General features: G+C 65.8%; 22 protein-coding genes. 18 read left to right on the forward strand and 4 right to left on the reverse strand.

What is annotated here, in order from left to right:
- The 3 genes from VH499_RS20155 to sugE all read left to right on the forward strand — a co-directional run.
- Window positions 1-524, forward strand: a 524-nt coding sequence (locus VH499_RS20155) for a DapH/DapD/GlmU-related protein (RefSeq protein WP_332054543.1), incomplete at its 5' end; no start/stop codon positions are given.
- On the forward strand, window positions 521-1,456 hold the full coding sequence (locus tag VH499_RS20160; RefSeq protein ID WP_332054544.1) for an N-carbamoyl-D-amino-acid hydrolase: 936 nt from the start codon (window positions 521-523) through the stop codon (window positions 1,454-1,456). The genes VH499_RS20155 and VH499_RS20160, both read left to right, overlap by 4 nt.
- A gap of 139 nt (window positions 1,457-1,595) precedes the next feature.
- Window positions 1,596-1,916 (forward strand): quaternary ammonium compound efflux SMR transporter SugE, encoded by a 321-nt coding sequence (gene sugE, locus VH499_RS20165; protein ID WP_332054545.1) that lies wholly within the window; start codon window positions 1,596-1,598, stop codon window positions 1,914-1,916.
- On the opposite strand, the gene VH499_RS20170 is transcribed toward sugE, so the two are convergent.
- The 3 genes from VH499_RS20170 to VH499_RS20180 are packed head-to-tail and all read right to left on the reverse strand — an operon-like array spanning window position 1,913 to window position 3,990.
- Window positions 1,913-2,386 carry a ketosteroid isomerase gene (locus VH499_RS20170; RefSeq protein ID WP_332054546.1) on the reverse strand — a complete coding sequence of 158 codons (474 nt, stop codon included), beginning with the start codon at window positions 2,384-2,386 and terminating at the stop codon, window positions 1,913-1,915. The genes sugE and VH499_RS20170 overlap by 4 nt on opposite strands.
- 10 nt (window positions 2,387-2,396) lie before the next feature.
- Entirely contained in the window at window positions 2,397-3,224 is an 828-nt protein-coding gene (locus tag VH499_RS20175) for a S49 family peptidase (protein ID WP_332054547.1), read from the reverse strand.
- A 40-nt stretch (window positions 3,225-3,264) separates the two neighbouring features.
- On the reverse strand, window positions 3,265-3,990 hold the full coding sequence (locus VH499_RS20180; protein WP_332054548.1) for a tRNA1(Val) (adenine(37)-N6)-methyltransferase: 726 nt from the start codon (window positions 3,988-3,990) through the stop codon (window positions 3,265-3,267).
- A gap of 69 nt (window positions 3,991-4,059) precedes the next feature.
- Between VH499_RS20180 and VH499_RS20185 the strand changes: the two genes are divergently transcribed.
- The 13 genes from VH499_RS20185 to VH499_RS20245 all read left to right on the forward strand — a co-directional run bounded on the left by VH499_RS20185 (window position 4,060) and on the right by VH499_RS20245 (window position 18,121).
- Window positions 4,060-5,082, forward strand: coding sequence for a polyprenyl synthetase family protein (locus VH499_RS20185; RefSeq protein WP_332054549.1), 1,023 nt, complete (start codon window positions 4,060-4,062; stop codon window positions 5,080-5,082).
- An 11-nt stretch (window positions 5,083-5,093) separates the two neighbouring features.
- Window positions 5,094-6,578: a glycerol kinase GlpK gene (glpK, locus tag VH499_RS20190; protein ID WP_332054550.1), complete on the forward strand. Its 1,485-nt coding sequence runs from the start codon at window positions 5,094-5,096 to the stop codon at window positions 6,576-6,578.
- Window positions 6,579-6,683: 105 nt separating this feature from the next.
- Window positions 6,684-7,655: an ABC transporter permease gene (locus VH499_RS20195; protein WP_332054551.1), complete on the forward strand. Its 972-nt coding sequence runs from the start codon at window positions 6,684-6,686 to the stop codon at window positions 7,653-7,655.
- Between the two features lie 49 nt (window positions 7,656-7,704).
- A complete protein-coding gene (locus tag VH499_RS20200; RefSeq protein ID WP_332054552.1) occupies window positions 7,705-8,730 on the forward strand; it encodes a sugar ABC transporter substrate-binding protein in 1,026 nt (341 codons plus the stop codon).
- A gap of 95 nt (window positions 8,731-8,825) precedes the next feature.
- Window positions 8,826-10,943: an ABC transporter permease gene (locus VH499_RS20205; RefSeq protein ID WP_332054553.1), complete on the forward strand. Its 2,118-nt coding sequence runs from the start codon at window positions 8,826-8,828 to the stop codon at window positions 10,941-10,943.
- A complete protein-coding gene (locus VH499_RS20210; RefSeq protein ID WP_332054554.1) occupies window positions 10,940-12,037 on the forward strand; it encodes a hypothetical protein in 1,098 nt (365 codons plus the stop codon). The genes VH499_RS20205 and VH499_RS20210 overlap by 4 nt, the downstream gene beginning before the upstream one ends.
- Window positions 12,034-13,530, forward strand: a complete 1,497-nt coding sequence (locus tag VH499_RS20215) for a sugar ABC transporter ATP-binding protein (RefSeq protein ID WP_332054555.1) — start codon at window positions 12,034-12,036, stop codon at window positions 13,528-13,530. Before VH499_RS20210 ends, VH499_RS20215 begins: the two co-directional genes overlap by 4 nt.
- A gap of 42 nt (window positions 13,531-13,572) precedes the next feature.
- Window positions 13,573-14,319, forward strand: coding sequence for an orotidine-5'-phosphate decarboxylase (gene pyrF / locus VH499_RS20220; RefSeq protein WP_332054556.1), 747 nt, complete (start codon window positions 13,573-13,575; stop codon window positions 14,317-14,319).
- Between the two features lie 4 nt (window positions 14,320-14,323).
- Window positions 14,324-14,959 (forward strand): phosphoribosylanthranilate isomerase, encoded by a 636-nt coding sequence (locus VH499_RS20225; RefSeq protein ID WP_332054557.1) that lies wholly within the window; start codon window positions 14,324-14,326, stop codon window positions 14,957-14,959.
- Between the two features lie 11 nt (window positions 14,960-14,970).
- On the forward strand, window positions 14,971-15,516 hold the full coding sequence (locus VH499_RS20230; protein WP_332054558.1) for a RidA family protein: 546 nt from the start codon (window positions 14,971-14,973) through the stop codon (window positions 15,514-15,516).
- Window positions 15,517-15,575: 59 nt separating this feature from the next.
- Window positions 15,576-16,796, forward strand: coding sequence for a tryptophan synthase subunit beta (gene trpB, locus VH499_RS20235; RefSeq protein ID WP_332054559.1), 1,221 nt, complete (start codon window positions 15,576-15,578; stop codon window positions 16,794-16,796).
- On the forward strand, window positions 16,793-17,626 hold the full coding sequence (gene trpA, locus VH499_RS20240) for a tryptophan synthase subunit alpha (protein WP_332054560.1): 834 nt from the start codon (window positions 16,793-16,795) through the stop codon (window positions 17,624-17,626). Before trpB ends, trpA begins: the two co-directional genes overlap by 4 nt.
- Before the next feature lie 114 nt (window positions 17,627-17,740).
- Window positions 17,741-18,121, forward strand: a complete 381-nt coding sequence (locus VH499_RS20245; RefSeq protein ID WP_332054561.1) for a hypothetical protein — start codon at window positions 17,741-17,743, stop codon at window positions 18,119-18,121.
- A gap of 2 nt (window positions 18,122-18,123) precedes the next feature.
- Here the strand turns inward: VH499_RS20245 and VH499_RS20250 are convergent, their stop codons facing one another.
- Window positions 18,124-18,786 carry an MBL fold metallo-hydrolase gene (locus VH499_RS20250; protein WP_332054562.1) on the reverse strand — a complete coding sequence of 221 codons (663 nt, stop codon included), beginning with the start codon at window positions 18,784-18,786 and terminating at the stop codon, window positions 18,124-18,126.
- A 115-nt stretch (window positions 18,787-18,901) separates the two neighbouring features.
- Here VH499_RS20250 and VH499_RS20255 point away from each other — a divergent pair, with 115 nt between their 5' ends.
- Complete coding sequence (locus VH499_RS20255) at window positions 18,902-20,074, forward strand: D-alanyl-D-alanine carboxypeptidase family protein (protein ID WP_332054563.1); 1,173 nt, start codon at window positions 18,902-18,904, stop codon at window positions 20,072-20,074.
- A gap of 55 nt (window positions 20,075-20,129) precedes the next feature.
- Window positions 20,130-21,023: an acetyl-CoA carboxylase, carboxyltransferase subunit beta gene (gene accD / locus VH499_RS20260; RefSeq protein WP_332054564.1), complete on the forward strand. Its 894-nt coding sequence runs from the start codon at window positions 20,130-20,132 to the stop codon at window positions 21,021-21,023.
- Window positions 21,024-21,041: the final 18 nt, after the last annotated feature.

Here is a 21,041-nt window from a genome sequence, read left to right on the forward strand (position 1 = left end):
TCCCGCGCATGACCGACTACGTCGTGCCGAGCGGCGTGCGGCTTGCCGACGCGGCTCGCGTGCGGCTGGGCGCGCACCTCGCCGCCGGCACGATGGTGATGCACGAGGGGTTCTGCAACTTCAACGCCGGCACGCTCGGCGCCTGCATGGTCGAGGGCCGCATCAGCGCCGGCGTGGTCGTCGGCAACGGCAGCGATGTCGGCGGTGGCGCCTCGATCATGGGCACTCTGTCGGGCGGCGGGAAGGTGCAGGTCTCGGTCGGTGAGCGCTGCCTGATCGGCGCCAATGCCGGCATCGGCATCTCGCTCGGCGACGACTGTGTGGTCGAGGCGGGCTGCTACATCACTGCCGGTGCGCGGGTGCGGCTGGAGGATGGCAGCGTCGTCAAGGCCGGCACGCTGTCCGGCCGGTCGAACCTCATGTTCTGGCGCAATTCGCAGACCGGCGCGCTCGAGGCGATCGCGCGCAAGAAGACCTGGGGCACCCTGAACGCGCAGCTTCACGCCACGGCGGACGCGACATGACCCGTTTCCTGACCGTGGGGGCCGCGCAGATGGGGCCCATCCAGCGCAGCCACACCCGCCGCGACGTGGTCGAGCGGCTGATCGCGCATCTGCGCGAGGCCAAGCGCATGGGCTGCGAGCTGGTGGTGTTCCCGGAGCTCACGCTGACGACGTTCTTCCCGCGCTGGTGGATGACCGACCAGGCGGAGATCGATGCCTTCTTCGAGCGCGAGATGCCGTCGAACGAGACGGCACCGCTCTTCACCGAAGCCAGGCGGCTTTCGCTGGGCTTCTGCCTGGGCTACGCCGAGCTCGCCAACGAGAACGGCCGCGTGCGGCGGTTCAACACCTCGATCCTGGTCGAGCGCGATGGGCAGATCGTGGGCAAGTACCGCAAGGTCCATCTGCCGGGCCATGCCGAGCACGAGCCCCAGCGGCCGTTCCAGCATCTCGAGAAGCGCTACTTCGAGGTCGGCAACCTCGGCTTCCCAGTGTTCAAGGCGTTCGGCGGCAACATGGGCATGTGTATCTGCAACGACCGACGCTGGCCCGAGACCTACCGCGTGATGGGCCTGCAGAACGTCGAGATGGTGATGCTGGGCTACAACACGCCGCTGCACAATGCGCCGGCGCCCGATCATGACGAGCATTCCTGGTTCCATAACCAGCTCTCCATGCAGGCCGGCGCCCATCAGAATGGCACGTGGGTGGTCGGTGTCGCGAAGGGCGGCACGGAAGAAGGCGTGCCTTCGCTGGCCGACAGCATGATCGTGGCGCCGTCGGGCAAGGTGGTGGCGCGTGCGGCGAGCGAGGGCGACGAGCTGATCGTGCATCGCTGCGATCTCGACGCCGGCCGGAGCTACAAGACGACGACCTTCAACTTCGCCCTTCACCGCCAGCCCGACCAGTACGGGCTAATCGTCGAGCGCAAGGGGGCGGTGGATCCGGCGTGAAGCCCGGCGAGACCGAATGGCGCAACCGTAACGCCTTGCATGTCCCGTTGCCGCTTCCCAACTGAACGCGCAGCCTGCGGGGACGACCCCGCTTCCGGGCGAGCGTCGGGACGACCCGGCTTTTGAAAGGGTGCGTCCCATGGCATGGCTCATTCTCCTGGTCGCCGGTCTCTGCGAGATAGGCTGGGCAATCGGCCTGAAATATACCGAGGGCTTCACGCGGCTCGTGCCGTCGATCCTGACGGGCGGCTCGATGGTCGTGAGCGTGGTGCTGCTTGGCATCGCGCTCAAGACGTTGCCGGTCGGCACCGGCTACGCGATATGGACCGGCATTGGCGCCGTCGGCACGGCGATCCTCGGGATCGTCCTCCTGGACGAGGCGACGGACTGGATGCGACTTGCCTCGATCGGGTTGATCGTGGCCGGCATCGTCGGCCTCAAGCTGACGAGCGCCGCCTAGCTCTGCTCGATTGCCGAAGGTGCGAACTTCCCGTAGCTGCGTTCCGGCGTGCCTCGGAACAGCGACATGTGCGTGTGGGTCGCGACGAAGGAATCGCCGATCTCGTTGCGGCCCAGCACCACGGTCGTACGACCGGGCCGATCGAAACGGTCGCCGTTGGGATGGAAGCCGTCCGACTGCCAGACCGCCATGCCGACTGCGGTCAGACGATCGGCCGAAACGATCGCCTCGACCTTGCCGAGATCGTAGCGGAAGTCGCGGATGGTGCCCCAGACGTTGCGCCACTGCTTCTGCTCGGCGAGCTCGCGGCCGTGCATGAAGTCGGTGAAGGTGCCGAAGGCGATCATGTCCTCGGCGAAGATCGAGCGCGCACCTTCATAGTCGACAGCGCGGCAGTGCCTCGCAAGCTTGTCGAACCAGGCGCGAACGGCGGCGAGATCGTCAGCGGCGACAGGAGCGAGGAGTTTCATCGCGGAAATCCTATAGTCCGAAGCGTTGCCAGTGGAACCGCTCCTCGAGCGCAAACAAGGCCGAAGTTCCGATCTGCTCGAGGCTGCCGCCAAGGCCGAAGCGGGACAACAGACGGCGGCGCGGCGCGATCAGAGGCAGATAGACCTTGGCACCGAAGCGCTCCTGCAGCAGCGCACGCAGCTCGCCGAGGCCGTCGGCGAGGCCCAGCTCGAGGCCACGCCTGCCGGTCCAGAACTCGCCTGAAAAGAGCGTCGCCTCGTCGCCCTTCAGCCGGCTGCCGCGCCGTTCGCGCACCCAGTCCTTGAACCCGTCATGAATCTCGGCCTGGAGTCGTTTCAGGCGCTCGACATCCTCGGAATCCTCCTCGCGAAAGGGATCGAGCATCGACTTGCGTTCGCCGGACGTGTGCACGCGCCGCTCGATGCCGAGTTTGGCGATCAGGTCCTTGAAGCCGAAGCCCGCCGAGATGACTCCGATCGAGCCTACGATCGAGGCGGGATCGACGATGATCTCGTCGGCGGCGCAGGCGAGCCAGTAGCCGCCCGAGGCGGCCACGTCCTCGACGAAGGCGATGACCGGCAGGTTCTTCTCCCTGGCGAGCAGCCGGATACGCTGCGCGATCAGCGCCGACTGCACGGGCGAGCCACCCGGTGAGTTGATGGCCAGCGCCACGGCCTTGGCTCCGCGCAGGTTGAAGGCGCGGGCAAGCAGCGGCGCCACACTCTCGATGGAGAGTCCCCGTGAACCCAGCAGAGGGTTCGAGGCGATGACGCCGGCCATGCGAACGACCGGTACGGCCGGCCCGCGCCGCAAGCGATTCCTGATCCATTCCAGCATGGCGGCACTCTCGCGGGGCGGCGCCGTGAAGGCAAGCACTCTAGAAGACGATGGCCGCGGCGTGGCGCAGAACGGCTTCGGCGGCGTCGGTAAACCCGCCGCCCGGCTTGTGCAGGATCAAGGGCGGCGACTCGCGAAGCCGCGGGAAGTCACCGCGCCGCGCGCGGATCAATATACGTGGCGCGGGTGGCAGGCGCTTTATCGCCATGTCGCCCCAGCCGAGACGCCCGAGCTGCGCTGCGATCTGGTCCAGCCGATCGCTGCGATGGATGAGCGTCAGGGTGCCGGCAGACTCGAGCGCGCCGGTCGCGACTGACAGCCAGCGCGCGAGATCGGCGCTCGACTCGACGGTCGCCAGGGCCTTGCTTTGGTCAGGTGGCGGATCGGCCGTCGCCGCCGCCAGGTAAGGCGGGTTGGTCGCAACGCACGCGAACTTTCCCAGCGTCTCGGGCAAGGGCTGCGCGATGTCGTGGACGACGACCTGGACGCGGCCTGCCATGCCATTGGCCTCGGCATTGCGCACGGCAAGAGCAGCGAGACTGGACTGCAATTCGACACAGGTAACGCTGCAATCCGGTACGCGCGTCGCCAGGCAAAGGCCTACTGCGCCGACGCCTGCTCCGAGATCCAGTACACGCGCTCCGGACGCGGGTGACGTCGCGGCGGCCAGCACGATCGCGTCCACGGCGACACGGTAGCCGCGGCTGGGTTGCGCAAGGCAGACGCGGCCGCCCAGCAACGCATCTTCTGTGGTGGACGTTTCCATGCAGTGACTGCATCCTCTCACGACATCGTGTCGCAACCTCGGCTTTTCCGGCGGGATTAACTTCAAATCATGGCAACCGTCGTCTCCCTGGAAGGAAAGCGCAAGGCGCCTGGCCTCGAGCCTCTGCTGGCCTTGTGCGCGGAGGACATGGCGCGCGTGGATCGAGAGATCCTGGCGCGCATGCGCTCGTCCGTCTCGCTCATTCCCGAGCTTGCCAACCATCTGGTCGGAGCGGGTGGCAAGCGCATGCGACCCCTGCTCACTGTCGCTGCGGCGCGGCTGTGCGGCTACGGATCGCCGGACGACGACCGCCATGTCAAGCTCGCGACCTGCGTGGAATTTATTCATTCCGCCACGCTCCTGCACGACGACGTGGTCGATGTGAGCGCTCTTCGTCGCGGCAAGCCCACTGCCAACTCGGTGTGGGGCGACAAGGCATCGGTGCTGGTCGGCGATTTCCTGTTCACCCGCGCGTTCGAGCTGATGGTCGATGTCGGCTCGCTCGACATTCTGGGCGTGCTGTCGCGCGCCTCTTCGACGATCGCCGAGGGCGAGGTGCTGCAGCTCGTCACGCAACGCGACAGCAGCACGCCCGAAGCGACCTATCTCGAGGTGATCAAGGCCAAGACCGCCAAGCTCTTCGCCGCCGCGGCCGAGGTCGGCGCAATGGTGGCCGGCCGCAATGGGGCGGAGCGGGTGGCGCTGGAAAGCTTCGGCATGAATCTCGGCATCGCCTTCCAACTCGTCGACGATGCGCTCGACTATGCCGGCCGCGAGGCCAAGCTCGGCAAGTCGGTGGGCGACGATTTCCGCGAGGGCAAGATCACGCTTCCGGTCATCCTCGCTTTTCTTCGCGGCGGCCGGGTCGACCGCGAATTCTGGAAGCGCACGCTCGAGAAACTCGACCAGCAGCCGGAGGATCTGGAGCGCGCCCAGAGCCTGATCGAACGCCATAATGCGCTCACCGATACGCTGGAGCGTGCTCGGCACTACGGCGCCATGGCGCGGGACGCGCTCGGCCTGTTCGGCGACTCGCCGCTCAAATCAGCGCTGCTCGAGGCAGTAGACTTCGCCATCGATCGCGCGCACTAATCGCGGCCGCCATGGCCGCCAAGCACATCCTCGCCGTCGATCAGGGCACGACCAGCACGCGCGCCATCGTATTCGACAACTCGGGCCGGCCGATCGCGTCGGCGCAGAAGGAGTTGCCGCAGATCTTTCCCAAGCCCGGCTGGGTCGAGCACGACCCCGAAGAAATCTGGCGCGCAACCGTCGAGGTTTGCCGCGGTGCGCTCGAGAAGGCGAAGCTCGAGCCCGGAGCGCTGGCCGGTATCGGTATCACCAACCAGCGCGAGACCACGGTGGTGTGGGACCGCGTGACAGGAAAGCCGGTGCACAACGCTATCGTCTGGCAGGACCGGCGCACTGCCGATCTCTGCGACGAGTTGAGGGCTGCCGGGCATGAGCCGATGTTGTCGCGGCGTACCGGTCTGCTGCTCGATCCCTATTTCTGCGGCACCAAGATTGCCTGGATATTGAAGAACGTCGCCGGTGCCCGCGTGGCGGCCGAGAAGGGAGCGCTGGCGGCGGGCACGATCGAGAGTTTCCTGCTGTGGCGTCTGAGCGGTGGCAAGGTCCATGCGAGCGACGCGACGAATGCCAGCCGCACCCTGCTGCTCGATATCCGAAAAGGGAAATGGGATCCCGATCTGGCGACATTGCTCGGGGTCCCGCTTGCAATGCTGCCCAGGGTCGTGAATTGCGCCGGCGAGCTCGGGGTTACGACGCCCGACATCCTGGGGGCGCCGGTTCCCGTGCTCGGTATGGCGGGCGATCAGCAGGCGGCAACGGTAGGACAGGCCTGCACCAAGCCGGGCATGGTCAAGGCAACCTACGGCACCGGCTGCTTCGCGGTCCTGAACACGGGCAGCCTTGCGGTCCAGTCCAGCCACCGCTTGCTCACCACGATCGCCTATCAACTGGACGGCCGGCGCACCTATGCGCTCGAAGGCAGCATCTTCGTGGCCGGCGCCGCCGTGCAATGGCTGCGCGACGGCCTTGGGCTCATCAAGCAGTCAGGCGAGATCGAAGCGATGGCGCGCAACGCGAAAGACGGCCACGGCGTCTACATGGTGCCCGCCTTTGTCGGTCTGGGGGCACCCTATTGGGATGCCGGGGCGCGGGGCGCCCTGCTGGGTCTGACACGCGACACCGGCCCGGCAGAGATCGCCGCCGCGACGCTCGATTCGGTTTGCTACCAGACGCGCGACCTCATTGAGGCGATGCGTGGCGACGGTGCCGAGATCGAAGAAATCAGGGTCGATGGCGGCATGGTGGTGAATGACCCGTTGATGCAGCGCCTCGCCGATACCGTCGGCACGCCGGTGCAGCGGCCCAAGGTCATCGAAACGACGGCGCTGGGCGCGGCCTTTCTTGCCGGACTGCACGCCGGCCTGTGGACCTCGCTCGACTCGCTGGCTGAGACCTGGATGCTCGATCGGGCCTTCACGCCGGCGGAAAATGCGCCCTCGCGAGACCGGCGCTATACCGGCTGGCAAAACGCGGTGAAGAGGGTGCGCAGCACTTAGTCGCTGCCGCACCTTGGCCGATTGACTTGGCCGCAAAAGTTCTGCGAGCATATTTGCACGATACGGTTGCGATCCGGCGCAATCGAGAAAGAGGTGCGCGGCCGTATGAAGCCTCTCCGCCTGACGCAGCAAGGGATCGTCTTTTCGATCTTCATCGTCTTGTTCGCAGGCTTTTCGGCCTTCCTGCCGGGCTTCCTCACCACCGCCAATATGCTGACGCTGCTGCAGAATGTGGCGGTGCTCGGCATCCTCGGCCTCGCCATGGCGATCGTCGTGATCGGCCGCGGCATCGACCTGTCGCTGATCGCGGCCCTTGCGGTGCCGCCGGGCGTCGTGTTGCAGCTCGTCCAGGATGGCGATTCGTTTTCCTACGCCCTTCTGATGGCGACGCTTTTGACCCTGGCCTTCGGTCTGATCAATGGCTGGCTGATCGCCTATGCCGAAGTGCCTTCGATCTTTGCAACCCTGGCCTCGGGCCTCTTTCTCGCCGGTCTCGGTCAGGCGGCCCTGTTCAAGCTCGACGTCGTGCAATGGAGTCCGGGGTTGAGTGGCTTCGAGAAGCTGGGCCAGGGCAACGTGCTCGGCATTCCGATGCCGATCGTGATGTTTGCCGGTGCCTGCGCCGCAGTAGGTCTGTTCCTGCGCAAGACCCGGTTGGGCGTCTTCATCTACGCGGTTGGCGACAATCCGTTCGCGGCGCGGGCCACCGGCATTCCGACGCGGCCGCTGATCGTGCTGCAATACGTACTGGCCGCGCTGATCGGCCTGATCGCAGGCCTGGTCCTGGCGGCGTCGGTGAACAGCATGCCGACCCGCATCTACAACTCGACCTTGATCTACGACGTGATCCTGGTGGTCGTTCTGGGCGGCATCGGACTGGCCGGCGGGCGCGGCGGCGTGCTGAACGTCGTGATCGGCACGCTCCTGATCGGCACGATGCTGAACGGCATGACGATCATGGACGTCTCCTATTCCGGGCAGAACCTCGTGAAGGGCGTCGTGCTTCTGATCGCGGTGATTGCCGACTCCTTTCTCAATCCTCGCAACGAGGAGACGGCGCAACAGGGGGACATCTGAAGCGGCAAGGGATCGTCTGAAAGAACCACAAACCGGAGGAGACGCTATCATGACTCATTCCATAACCACCCGGTGGGTCGGCAGGCTTGTCGCCCTGTCGGCGCTCGTTTGCGCCTTGGCCGCGCCCGCCTTCGCGCAGAAGGGGCTGGACGAGCCGTTCCAGGGCCCGTTCAAGAAAGCGCTGGCCGGCAAGACCGTGGGCTATGTGCCGGTGGCGATGAATTTCGATCTCACCGAGGGCTGGTTCGCCGTGCTCAAGAGAGAACTCGAGCCCTATGGCATGAAGGTGGTGGTTCGCGACGCCAACTGGAGCACCAATGCCGGCGCCCAGGCGATCACTACCCTCATCTCCGAGAAGCCGGCCGTGATCGTCGTGCACAATCCCGACGTCCAGACCTACGCCAAGCTGATCCAGCGCGCGGAGAAGGAGGGGATCTTCATCATCCAGATCAACATGGGCTCGGCCTTCAGGTCGACCGCCTTCGTCGGCGCCAACTGGATCGAAATCGGCGAGCGCGACACGCAAGCCGTCGTCGACTTCTGCAAGGGCAAATCGAACAAGATCGCAGTGGTGCAGGGGGCCCTGTCGGCCGCCGCCAGCGCCTATACGCTGAAGGGCGTCGAAAACGTGCTGGCCAAGAATCCCGACGTCAAAGTCGTTTCGAGTCAAGCTGCCGACTGGGACGCCGCGAAGGCCAAGGCGATCACCCAGACGGTGCTGAAGCAGAATCCCGACCTTTGCGGCATAGTCGGCTTCTGGGACGGCATGGACATCGGCACCGCCGCGGCGGTCAAGGAAGCCGGCCTTACCGGCAAGGTCTTCGTGGCGACGTCCGGCGGCGGTGAGCAGAAGGGCGCCTGCGATCTCGTGAAGTCGGGCGCTTTCGACCTCGACCTCAGCTATGACGTGCCGACCCAGGGAGCGGATATGGCCGCCCTCGTGAAGTGGCTGGTGTCGTCCGACATGAAGCCGGGCACGGTGAAGGGTTCCGTCTATACGACGCTGATCCCTGTCACCAAGGCGAATGCCGGTATCGACGGTACCTGCTGGAAGCTTGAACGACTGAAGCAATAGCGAGACGACGCGGAGCGGCTGGAGCGCGGCAGGCGTCGCGTCCCGGCGCCCCGCCCTTTTCTCCAGTTGCAACCGCCGCGCCGACAGGTCGTTCGATGAAAGAAGTCGTACTGCGTTTGCGTTATCGCTATTGGCCGGACCATCTGCTTGGTGAAATCCTGTCGAAGCGTTGGACCGAAACGGCCATTCCGGTCATCGTCCTGTTGCTCGTCGCTTTTGCCTTCTCGGAGGCGATCCCGGGTTTTCTCTCGCCCAACAGTCTCGCCGATACTGCGCGGCAGGCGGCCGAGATCGGCTTCGTCGTGCTCGGTATGGCGCTGGTCATCGTCGTCGGAGGCATCGATCTCTCGGTCGGATCGATGTTCGCGTTGACGGACTTCTGCGCGCTCTTCTGCCTCGACGTTCTCAATCTGCCGGTGCCGGCGGTGGCCGTCATCACCATCGTTTTCGGTGCGCTCCTGGGAGCGGTCAACGGCTTCCTGATCGGCTATCTCAGGCTGCGCGCCTTCATCACCACGTTGATCACCCTGATCATTTATCGCTCGGCCTACGACCTGCTGCTGTTCGACTATTCGAATACCATTGCGGCGGCCTTTCCCGACGATGCGGTCTGGGACTTCATGGGCGGCGGCGGCGTCTTCGGAGTCCCGAGCGTTGCGCTGCTCTATGCGATGGTCGCGATCTTCGGTCATGTCTTCATGACCCGCCTGCGCCCTGGCTGGCACATAACGGCGATCGGCGGTTCGCGTCGCTCGGCCTACAATTCCGGCGTCGCCGTGCGCCGCACGATCGCGCGCTGCTACGCCGCGAGCGGGGCGCTGACCGCAGTTGGCGCGCTATTCTTCGCGGCACGCCTCAGCACGGTCGGCGGTGACGTCGGTGTCGGGCTCGAGGTGACGGTGCTCACGGCGGCGGTGCTGGGCGGCATCAGCCTGGGCGGCGGGCGCGGCTCGGTTGCCCGCGCGCTGGTCGGCACGCTCATCGTGCTCCTGATCACGAACGGCCTCACCACGCTTTCGGTAAGGGGCGGCGTCAACCGCATGGTGCTGGCAGGCATCCTCCTCGTTGCCGCCACGATCGACATCCGCTGGCTCAAGAACCGGACCCGCATCATCGCCAAGGTCTATGTCAGTCCCACCTTTCACCATATGCCGGCGCTGCTCGGGCCCCGCGTCGGCCAGGGCAGCCGCTTCGAGCAGAACGACAAGCTGAAGGACGTGAGCCTGATCGGTCTCGGACGGATCGAGGCGCCGGAGGACGTGATCCTCGACCGGCACGACAACCTCTATGCCGGCTCGCGCCATGGCGACATCATCCGCTTTTTTCCACCCGATTACGAGAAGATGGAGGTTTATGCCCATATCGGCGGCCAGCCGCTCGGCATGGCCTTCGACCGCGACGACAACCTCTATGTCTGCATCGGCGGCATGGGTCTCTACCGCATCACGCCGGACCGCAGGGTCGAGAAGGCAACCGACGAGACCAACCGCAGCCTTTATTCGGTCAACGACGACAGCCGCCTGCGGCTCGCCGACGATCTCGATATCGCCGATGACGGGCGCATATTCTTCTCGGAAGCGACCGTGCGCTACGAGATGCACGAATGGCCGGTCGACGGGCTGGAAGCGCGCGGCAACGGCCGCATCATCTGCTACGATCCCGCGACCAAGACCACGCGCACGGTGCTGCGCGGCCTGAAGTTCCCCAACGGCATCTGCGTGTCGCGCAACGGGCAGTCGATCCTGTTCGCCGAGACCTGGGGCTGCTGCATCAAGCGCTACTGGTTCGAGGGGCCGAAGAAGGGCCGCGTCGAGATGCTGATCGACAACCTCCCGGGCTTTCCCGACAACATCAATCTGTCCTCCGACGGCAACTATTGGCTGGCCATGGTCGGCATGCGCTCGCCGGCGCTCGATCTTGCCTGGCGCATGCCGGGCTTCCGCCGGCGCATGGCCAAGCGCGTGCCGCTCGACGAGTGGTTGTTTCCCAACATCAACACGGGCTGCGTGCTGAGGTTCAACGAGGCCGGTGACATCCTCGAGACCTATTGGGATCAGGCCGGCGTCAATCACCCCATGATCACCTCGATGCGTGAACACAAGGGCTATCTCTATCTCGGCGGCATCATGAACAACCGGATCGGCCGGCTGAAGCTCGGCAAGGCCGACCCCGATTTCGTGCAGTACGAGACGCGCTGGAGGAAGAGCGCATGATCGGCGCGCTGCGGGCCATCGGCGACCGGGTTCTCGGCCGCGGGGACGCCTCGATCACGGTACCGATCTTCGACGGCGCCCTGAAGCCCAACCAGATCCTCGAGAACGCCGAGATCGTCGCGCAGTTCGACGCCGCGGACGACCTCGCGACGGACGGCAAGGCGCCGCTCGTCTGCGACGGAGGCCGCGTGCTGCTTCCGACCGACGGAGCCGGGACGGAAGTCGCGCACTTCGACCGGCCCGTCACGGCGCTCTGCGCCTTGCCCGATGGCGGAATCGCCGTCGCGCTCGACGGTCGCGAGGTCATCGTGCGCGAAGGCGCTGGCGGGGAACGTCGCTCGACGGGGCCGGCGAACGCGCCGTTTCGCTCTGCCAATGCGATCGCCTGCCTTGCCGACGGCCGGCTCGCCGTCACCGACGGGTCGCGGGACAACGACTGCGCGCAATGGACCCATGACCTCATGGGTCGGGGCGCGACCGGTCGCCTGATCCTGCTCGATCCGCGCAATGGCGATGCGCGCGAAGCGGCGCGTGGTCTGGAATATGCCTTCGGTGCCTGCGCGGCCGGCAACGAGACTCTGGTGTCGGAGAGCTGGCGCCATCGCGTGCTCGCCGTGACGTCCGATGGCCGCAGACGCATCGTGCTCGGCCGCCTGCCCGTCTATCCCTCGCGCCTCGCCGTCGCCGCCGGAGGCGGCTTCTGGCTCACCGCCTTCGCCGCTCGCACGCAGCTCGTGGAGTTCGTGCTGCGCGAGAACGCCTTCCGCCGCCGCATGATGAAGGAAATTGCGCCCGAGCACTGGATCGCACCGCGCCTGCGCTCGGGCGATAGCTATCTCGAGCCCATGCAGGGCGCACACTTGCGCACCATGGGTGTGCTGAAGCCCTGGGCGCCGCCGCGATCCTACGGGCTCGTCATTCGCCTCTCGGCCGACGGCGTGCCGCGGTACTCGCTGCACAGCCGCGTCGATGGCATCAATCACGGCATCGTGGCGGCAGCCGAGGTGGGAGGCTTCCTGTACCTGCTGGCCAGGGGGCCGGGCCGCCTGCTGCGGCTGCCGCTGGCCGACCTCGAGAAGGACGCGGCGGCATGACCACACCGATCCTCGAGCTGCGCCAGGCGACCAAGCTCTATGGCGGCTCGCCGGCGATCGATGCGGTGGACTTCGCCCTGATCACGGGCGAGATCCACGCGCTGGTGGGCGAGAATGGCGCCGGCAAGTCCACTCTGACCAAGGTCATGGCAGGGGTGGTGCCGCTCACGTCGGGCAAGATGCTGATCGGCGGCAAGGAAGTGGCGCCGCGCACGCCGCTCGAGGCTCGCCACCTCGGCATCGCCATGGTGTTCCAGGAAAACAGCCTGGTACCGTCGATGACGGTCGCGCAGAACCTGTTCCTCGGCCAGGAACGGTTCTACAACCGGCTGCGCGGCATTTACATTGCTGCCCAACAGTTCCTGCAGTCGCTCAACTTCGACGTGACGCCGACGGCCACCGTCGCCCAGCTTGGCGCCGCCAAGAAGCAGATGGTCGAGATCGCGCGCGCCGTCCTGCACGACGCCAAGGTGATCATCTTCGACGAGCCGACGGCGAGCCTCACGCCCGAGGAGAAGAAGTATTTCTTCGATCTCGTGCGCGAGCTGAAACGGCGCGGCGTCTCGGTCATCTTCATTTCCCATGCGCTGGAGGAAGCGCTGCTGATCTCCGATCGCATCACCGTGCTGCGCGATGGACGGCATGTCGTGACCGACGAGACCAGGAACTTCGACCGGGCCAGGGTCATCCAGGCCATGGTCGGGCGCGACCTTTCCAAGACGCTCTATGCCGGCCGCAAGGAGCAGGTACGGCCGCCCGGCCGGCGGGTGCTGACGGTAGAGAACTTGCGCATGGCGCCGATGGTGAAGAACAATTCGCTGTCCGTGTTCGCGGGCCAGGTGACGGGCGTGTTCGGTCTCGTGGGTTCCGGCCGCACGGAAACCTTCAAGATCGTCTCGGGCATCCTCAAGCGCGATTTCTTCCATGGCGGCGAGGTGATCCTGAACGGCCGCCCGGTCCGCTACCTGACGCCCGCTCCGGCGGTGCGCGACGGCATCGCCTACATCACCGAAGACCGCAAAGTTGAAGGCTTCTTCGAGACCATGTCGATCGCGAAGAATGTCTATATGGGTCTGCTGGCCAAGCTCGGCGGCAAGCGGCAGCTGGTCCTGAACAAGGAAGCGGAGACGGTCGGCAAGAAATGGGTGCAGGCGCTGAACGTTCGCGCGATAGGGCAGGACGTCAAGGTCGTCGAGCTGTCCGGCGGCAATCAGCAGAAGATCGTGATCGCCAAGTCGCTGGTGCAGGAGCCCAGGCTTCTCGTCTTCGACGAGCCGACGCGTGGCGTCGACGTCGGGGCCATCGCCGAGATCCACCAGCTCATCGACCGGCTGGCCGACGAGGGCAATGCGGTGGTCATGATCTCCTCCTATCTGCCGGAGATCATGGCGCGCTCCGACCGAATCCTGGTCTGCCGCCAGGGCAAAGTGGTCGAGGAATTCTCGGCGCACGAGGCCACTGAAGAAAAGATCATGTACGCGGCGATCCACTGACGCTTGCCGCTCGTGATGCGCGCCATTAGGTTGCGCGCCGTCATGCGAGGCCGCTCCAACCCCGTCTATTGCGCGATCGATACGATCGACCTGCCGCTGGCTGCCCGGCTGATCCGGTCGGTGGCCGGCGGGGCGGTTCCTGCCGTGGGTGGCGTCAAGCTCGGGCTGGAGTTCTTCCTGGCGCATGGTGCCCCAGGAGTACGCTACGCCTTTCCGGCCCCGGTTCGGGCGACCGGCATCGGCTTCTTCCTCGATCTCAAGCTGCATGACATTCCGAATACGGTGGCGGGCGGCATTCGCGCCGTGGTCGAGCTCGAGCCCACCTTCATCACCATTCACACCGCAGGTGGCGCGGCGATGATGAATATCGCGGCCGAAACCGCCGCGTCAGAAGCCAAACGGTTGGGCGTCGCACGACCGCGACTCCTCGGCGTTACGGTACTCACCTCGCTCGACCGGTCCGACCTCGAAGCGACCGGCGTCACGGTCGATCCCGGCCAGCAGGTATTGCGGCTGGCGGCGCTTGCGCGCCGGAGCGGCCTCGACGGCGTGATCTGCTCGCCGCTAGAGATCGCGGCGCTGCGTCGCGAATGCGGCAAGGATTTCGTCCTGATGGTGCCGGGCATCCGCCCTCCCGGGGCGGCGAGCGCTGACCAGAAGCGGGTGATGACGCCGCAGGAAGCCATGGCCCTCGGCGCCAATCACCTGGTCATCGGTCGCCCGATCACCGAAGCGGCAGACCCGGCACTGGCCGCCGAAGTTCTGGCGCGCGATCTCGGCGCGCTCTGACGCCATGGCGGTCGAGGCGAAGATCTGCGGGCTCTCGACGCCGGAAGCGGTCGATGCGGCGGTGCGCTTCGGCGCCCGCTGGGTCGGATTCGTGACCTACCCGCCCTCGCCGAGGCATGTCTCGACGGAGACGATGCGTGCGCTTGGCGAGCGCGTGCCCAAGAAGGTTGGCCGGGTCGGCCTGTTCGTCGACCCCGACGATGCGCTCCTCGACGAGAAGCTTGCGACCGGCGCTCTCGACCTCCTGCAGCTCCACGGGGCCGAGACGCCGGAGAGGATCGCGGCTATCAGGCGGCGTACCGGGAGGCCCGTGATGAAGGTGATCAAGGTCGCGACGCCGGAAGATCTCGAGCGCGGCATCGCCGCTTACGGAAGCGTCGCTGATCGGCTGATGTTCGACGCCGCAGAGGGAACGCTGCCGGGCGGCAACGCGAGAACGTTCGACTGGGCGATCCTGTCGGGTCGCAGCGTGCCCCTGCCCTGGTTCCTGGCCGGTGGTCTCACACCCGACAACGTGACCGACGCAGTGCGCATGACGGCCGCGCGCGCCGTCGACGTTTCTTCTGGCGTCGAATCGGGCCGGGGTGTGAAATCGATCGAGCTGATTCGCGCCTTCCTCGCGCGAACGGCGTCGCTTTAGGGGAGATCGCCATGAGGACCGAACGGCGGCTGAAGGAACTGGGCATCGAGCTTGCGTCCGCGACCTCGCCGATGGCCAACTACGTCAATGCGGTGCGTACCGGCAATCTTCTCTATCTCGCGGGCAAGGGTCCGGGACTGCCCGGCCAGCCGCTGCCGACAGGCAAGGTCGGCCGTGATCTCACGATCGAGCAGGCCTACCAGCACGCGCGCGAGACCGGCCTCAACCTGATCGCCGTCATGAAGGCGGAGCTGGGCGATCTCGATCGCGTGAAGCGCATCGTGAAGGTCCTGGGCATGGTGAACGCGATGCCGGAATTCGGCCATCAGCCGGAAGTCGTCAATGGCTGCTCCGACCTCTTCGTCGAAGTGTTCGGCGATCGCGGCCGGCATGCACGGTCGGCGGTCGGCATGGGCTCGCTGCCGCGTGGCATTCCGGTCGAGATCGAGGTGATCGTCGAGGTCGAGGCGCCCGCGGCGCGTCAGTCCGCGCCGGCCAAGGTGGCGGCGAAGCGGAAGGTTGCCGGCAAGAAGGCCGCGAGGAAGAAGAAGACATAGTCCGCTTTGACCGACCCCTGCCGGGGCTGCTAAGTCCGCGCGTCCCGACAGGAACCGCCATGCCATCGACACCCAACAGTTTCCGTACCGGGCCCGACGAGCGCGGGCACTTCGGCGTTTTCGGCGGTCGCTTCGTCGCCGAAACGCTGATGCCGCTGATCCTCGAGCTGGAGAAGGCCTACAGCGAGGCGAAGGCGGACCCTCAATTCCGGGGCGAGCTCGGCTATCTCCTGAGCCACTATGCCGGCCGCCCGAGCCCGCTCTACTTCGCCGAGCGCCTGACCAGGAGTCTGGGCGGCGCCAAGGTCTATCTGAAGCGTGACGAGCTCAACCACACCGGCAGCCACAAGATCAACAACGTGCTGGGCCAGGTACTGCTCGCCAGGCGTATGGGCAAGACGCGCGTGATCGCCGAGACCGGCGCTGGCCAGCACGGCGTCGCCACGGCGACCGCCTGCGCGCTGTTCGACATTCCCTGTGTCGTGTTCATGGGGTCGGTCGACGTCGAGCGCCAGGCACCGAACGTCTTTCGCATGAAGATGCTGGGGGCGGAGGTGCGGCCGGTGACGGCGGGCTCGGCGACCCTCAAGGACGCGATGAAGGAGGCGTTGCGCGACTGGGTCGCGACCTGCGACACGACCTTCTATTGCATCGGCACCGTGGCGGGCCCGCATCCTTATCCGGCGATGGTGCGCGATTTCCAGTGCGTGATCGGCGAGGAGACGCGCGAGCAGATGATCGAGGCCGAAGGCAGGCTGCCCGACACGCTTGTCGCCTGCATCGGCGGCGGCTCGAATGCAATGGGCCTGTTCCATCCCTTCCTCGACGATGCAGGCGTGCGCATCATCGGCGTCGAGGCAGCGGGCAAGGGCCTCGAGACAGGAGAGCACGCAGCGTCGTTGACGGGCGGACGGCCAGGTGTGCTGCACGGCAACCGGACCTATCTCCTGCAGGACGAGGAGGGTCAGATCACGGAGGCGCATTCGATCTCGGCCGGCCTCGACTATCCCGGCATCGGCCCGGAGCATTCTTGGCTCAAGGAGCAGGGCCGCGTCGAATATGTGTCGGCCACGGACAACGAGGCGCTCGAGGCGTTCCAGCTCCTCTGCAAGCTCGAGGGTATCATTCCCGCGCTCGAGTCGTCCCATGCGCTGGCGTATGTGACCAAGCTCGCGCCGACGCTGCCGAAGGACAACTTGCTGGTGATGAATCTGTCCGGCCGTGGCGACAAGGATGTTCCACAGGTTGCGGCTCGACTGGGTGTGAAGATCGGACCATGAGCCGCATCACCAGGCGCTTCGCCGCACTCAAGGCCGACAAGCGCGCCGGCCTCGTGACCTATGTCACCGCCGGCGATCCCGATCTTGCGCTGAGCTACCAGATTCTGAAGGGTTTGCCGGCAGCCGGCGCGGACCTGATCGAGCTCGGCATGCCCTTCACCGATCCGATGGCCGACGGGCCGTCGGTCCAGCATGCCGGCCAGCGTGCACTCAAGGCAGGCATCACGATCGATGCCACGTTCGACATGGTGAGACGCTTCCGCAAGGAGACCGGCGACGGCGAAACGCCCATCCTGCTCATGGGCTACTACAATCTCGTGTTTCAGCGCGGTGTCGAGCGCTTCTGCAAGGATGCGGCGGCGGCGGGTGTCGACGGTTTGATCCTGGTCGACCTTCCGCCGGAAGAAGCCGACGAATTGAAGCCGCATGCACGCGCCGCCGGCATTGATACCGTTCTCCTCACCGCGCCCACGACAGACGACAAGCGCCTGCCGGCAGTGCTGAAATATGCTTCAGGCTTCGTGTACTTCGTCTCGGTGCTCGGCATTACCGGCACCAAGTCTGCAACCGAGGAGGCGGTGCGCACGCATGTCGCGCGCATCAAGCGCCACACGGCGTTGCCCGTCGGCGTCGGCTTCGGGATCAAGACACCTGATCAGGCGGCGGCGGTGGCGCGTCACGCCGACGCGGCCGTCGTCGGTTCCGCGATCGTCGATCGCGTGAAAGCGGGGCTCGACGACAAGGGAAAGCCCAAGCCCGACCTCCTGCCGGGCGTGTTCGCCTACATCAAGGCGCTCGCTGATGGCGTGCGCGGGATACGCAAAGTTTAGAAGCGCCTTGCGTCGGCCTTTGTGATCCTTTTATGAGATCGCACCGACGGCCATTGTATGGCCGGATTTGCACTCCCATATGGTTGTCCTGAATCGACGGCAAGGGAGTGCGCAATGCAGCGGTTCACGACAGAACATCAAGAGCGGCTTCATCGAAGCTTCACCGCTGCGCTCGATCTTCTCGACAGACAAAACCGCGAGCCCGATCGCTGGGAGGAGGAATGCCTCTCCTACGCGCTGGGCGCCATGGCCTGCGGCCTCTACTCCGCGGCCGAAGTCGAGCTCGCCGCCTTTTCGCGGCCGGTGACTGAGCGGCCGCCGGAAGAGGTCGCGTTGCTCGACACGAAGCCAAGCCGCTTCACCAGGGAGATGCTGCGCCGTGGCCTCGACTATGTGCGGCACCGCAATCGTGAGTCGCAGAATGCGATGGACGACGTGTCGCTGCCGGCCGCCGGCCATCTCGCCGTCCGGTCCTTCCTCGGCGCGTCACTCTGAACTCAGGCTGCCGGATCGTCGTCGAACAGGAGATCGGCAACGAACGGATTGGTCTTGCGCTCCCAGCCGAAGGTCGAGGTCTGGCCGTGGCCTGGCACGAAGCCGATATCCTCGCCGAGCGGCCACAAGCGTCGCCGGATCGACTGCAGAAGCTGATCATGGTTGCCGCGCGGGAAATCGGTGCGGCCAATCGAGCCCCTGAACAGCACGTCGCCGACGAAGGCGATCTTCGCCTCCTTGCTCACGAACACGACATGGCCTGGCGTATGACCGGGGCAATGCACGACGTCGAGCGTCAGGTTGCCGAGGTTCACGGTGTCGCCGTTCACCAGCCAGCGGTCGGGCACAAAGGGCTTGTAGGCCGGAAAGTTGTACTTGCGGCCCGATTCGGGGAGCTTCTCGATCAGGAACAGATCGTCCTTGTGGGGGCCTTCGATCTTCACGCCGTAGTGCGCGGCCATGGTGCCGGCGGCGGAGGCGTGGTCGACATGACCGTGGGTCAGCAGCACCTTCGTGACCTTGATCCCCTGCTCGGAGATCGCGCGCTCCAGCATGTCGAAGTCCCCGCCCGGATCGACGGCGGTACCTTCCATGGTCTCGGAACACCAGACGATGGAGCAGTTCTGCTGGAATGGCGTGACGGGGGCGATCATGACCTTGATCATGCAATTTCTCTAATGCCTCCCGCCGGCGCAGGAAAGGGCGTATGCTGCAGCATCTCTTCGTGACAAGAGTTCAATGAAATTGTGTCTTCTGGCCGGCTTGGCGGCACTTCTGAGCTTGGCAACGCTTCCGGCCGCGGCCCAATTCACCTCGGTCGCGTCTCCTTCCGGCCCGGTCACGGCGGGACCCTACATCATCGTCGATGCGCATACCGGCGAGACACTGCTGGAAAGCAATGCCGGCGCTCCCTGGTACCCGGCGTCACTCACCAAGCTGATGACGATCTATATCGTCTTCCAGGAGCTGAAGGCGGGACGGCTGGGGTTGCAGAGTGCCGTGCCGTTCTCCGCCCACGCCGCCAGCATGCCGCCGGCCAAGCTCGGCCTGGCGGTGGGCCAGGCGATCACGGTGGAGCAGGCGCTCGAATCGCTGGTGGCGCATTCGGCCAACGACGTGGCGGTGGCGCTGGGCGAACTGGTCGGCGGCACCGAGGCCGCCTTTGCGCAGCGTATGACCCAGACCGCCAGCCAACTCGGCATGACGAGCACGACTTTCGACAATGCCAACGGCCTGCCCGATCCGGGCAATCTGACCACGGCGCGCGACCTCGTTCTGCTGGCGATGGCGCTGATCCGCGATTTCCCCCAGTACTACGGTTACTTCCGCACCCAGGACTTCATGCTGGGCAAGCGCTGGGTCGGACCCGGCGTGAAATTCGTGCACATGTACTCGCCTTATGCCGACGGGTTGAAGACCGGCTTCGTCTGCGCCTCGGGCTTCAATCTGATCGGCAGCGCCGTGCGCGACGGCCGCCGTCTGGTCGGCGTCGCTCTTGGCTTCCGGCGGGCGGATCTGCGCGACGAATTCCTGGTGCGCCTGTTCGACCAGGCCTATTCGCTGAAGACCGGGGGCGCACGGCCCAAAGTCTGGCAGTTGCGTAACGACGGCGGCCAGCCTCCGGTCGTCTTCAGCCAGAGCGAGTGCGGGACGATCCGCTACGACATGCCGGGCGATGCCGCCTGGCTGGGCACCTACCCCACCTGGGCCACCGCGCGCCATGTCTACGATCGCGGTCAGACCGAGCTCGTGCGGATGGGCGTCTCCCATCCCGGCAAGGAATACATCCTGCCGGTTACGGTAAACAAAGCGACGCGGCAGGCGGCGATCATCGCCGACCTGCCACCGGAAGTCGCGGAGAAGCTGTGCGCCGACTATCGGGCGCGCAAGCAATTCTGCGAGGTGAAGAAGCCGCAGGACTTCCACACCCCGTTCAGCGGCTTCTGGCGGTGAGCCCGCAGCCTGCATCGGCTTGGCCGCAGCCTCCAATCATGCGATACCGCGACCCATGAACTGGCTGACCAATTTCGTCCGCCCGAAGCTCCGTGCCCTCGTTTCGCGCAAGAAGGAAGCACCGGAGAATCTCTGGCTGAAATGCCCCAAGTGCGAGCAGATGCTGTTCACCCGCGACTGGGAGGCGAACCAGGAGGTGTGCACCCATTGCGGGCACCATATGCGCCTCCGTCCGATGAAGCGTCTACCGCGCCTGTTCGACGACGGCCGGTTCGAACTCCATCCTTTGCCGCGCGTGGCTTCCGATCCGCTGAAGTTCCGCGACACCAAGCGCTACGACGTGCGGCTGAAGGAGGCCCAGGGCAAGGCCGAGGGGGCGAGCGATGCGCTGGTCGTGGCGAGCGGCCTGATGGGCAGCCGCGTGACGGTCGTGGCCGCACTCGATTTCGGCTTCATGGGTGGCTCGATGGGCACGGCCGTGGGCGAGGGCCTGGTGATGGCGGCCGAGCTCGCCGTCAATCGCAAGGCGCCGCTGATCGTCTTTTCCGCTTCCGGTGGCGCGCGCATGCAGGAAGGCATCCTGTCCCTGATGCAGCTCACGCGCACCACCATCGCGGTGCGGCGCGTCAAGGAGGCAGGACTGCCCTACATCGTCGTGCTGACCGATCCGACGACCGGCGGCGTGTCGGCATCCTTCGCCATGCTGGGCGACATCCATATCGCCGAGCCCGAGGCGATCATCGGCTTTGCCGGGCCGCGCGTGATCCAGGATACGATCCGCCAGGAATTGCCGCCCGGCTTTCAGCGCTCCGAATATCTGCTCGACCACGGCATGGTCGACGCGGTCGTCCATCGCCACAGGCTGCGCGAAACCCTGATCCGGCTGCTCACGCTGCTCATGGATCCGCTGGTCGTCGAAAGCCGCAGTCTCGCCGTCGTCGGCGCCTGAACCTCCGTCGTCGGGGCC

This window comes from Reyranella sp., assembly GCF_036558665.1.
GTDB lineage: Bacteria > Pseudomonadota > Alphaproteobacteria > Reyranellales > Reyranellaceae > Reyranella.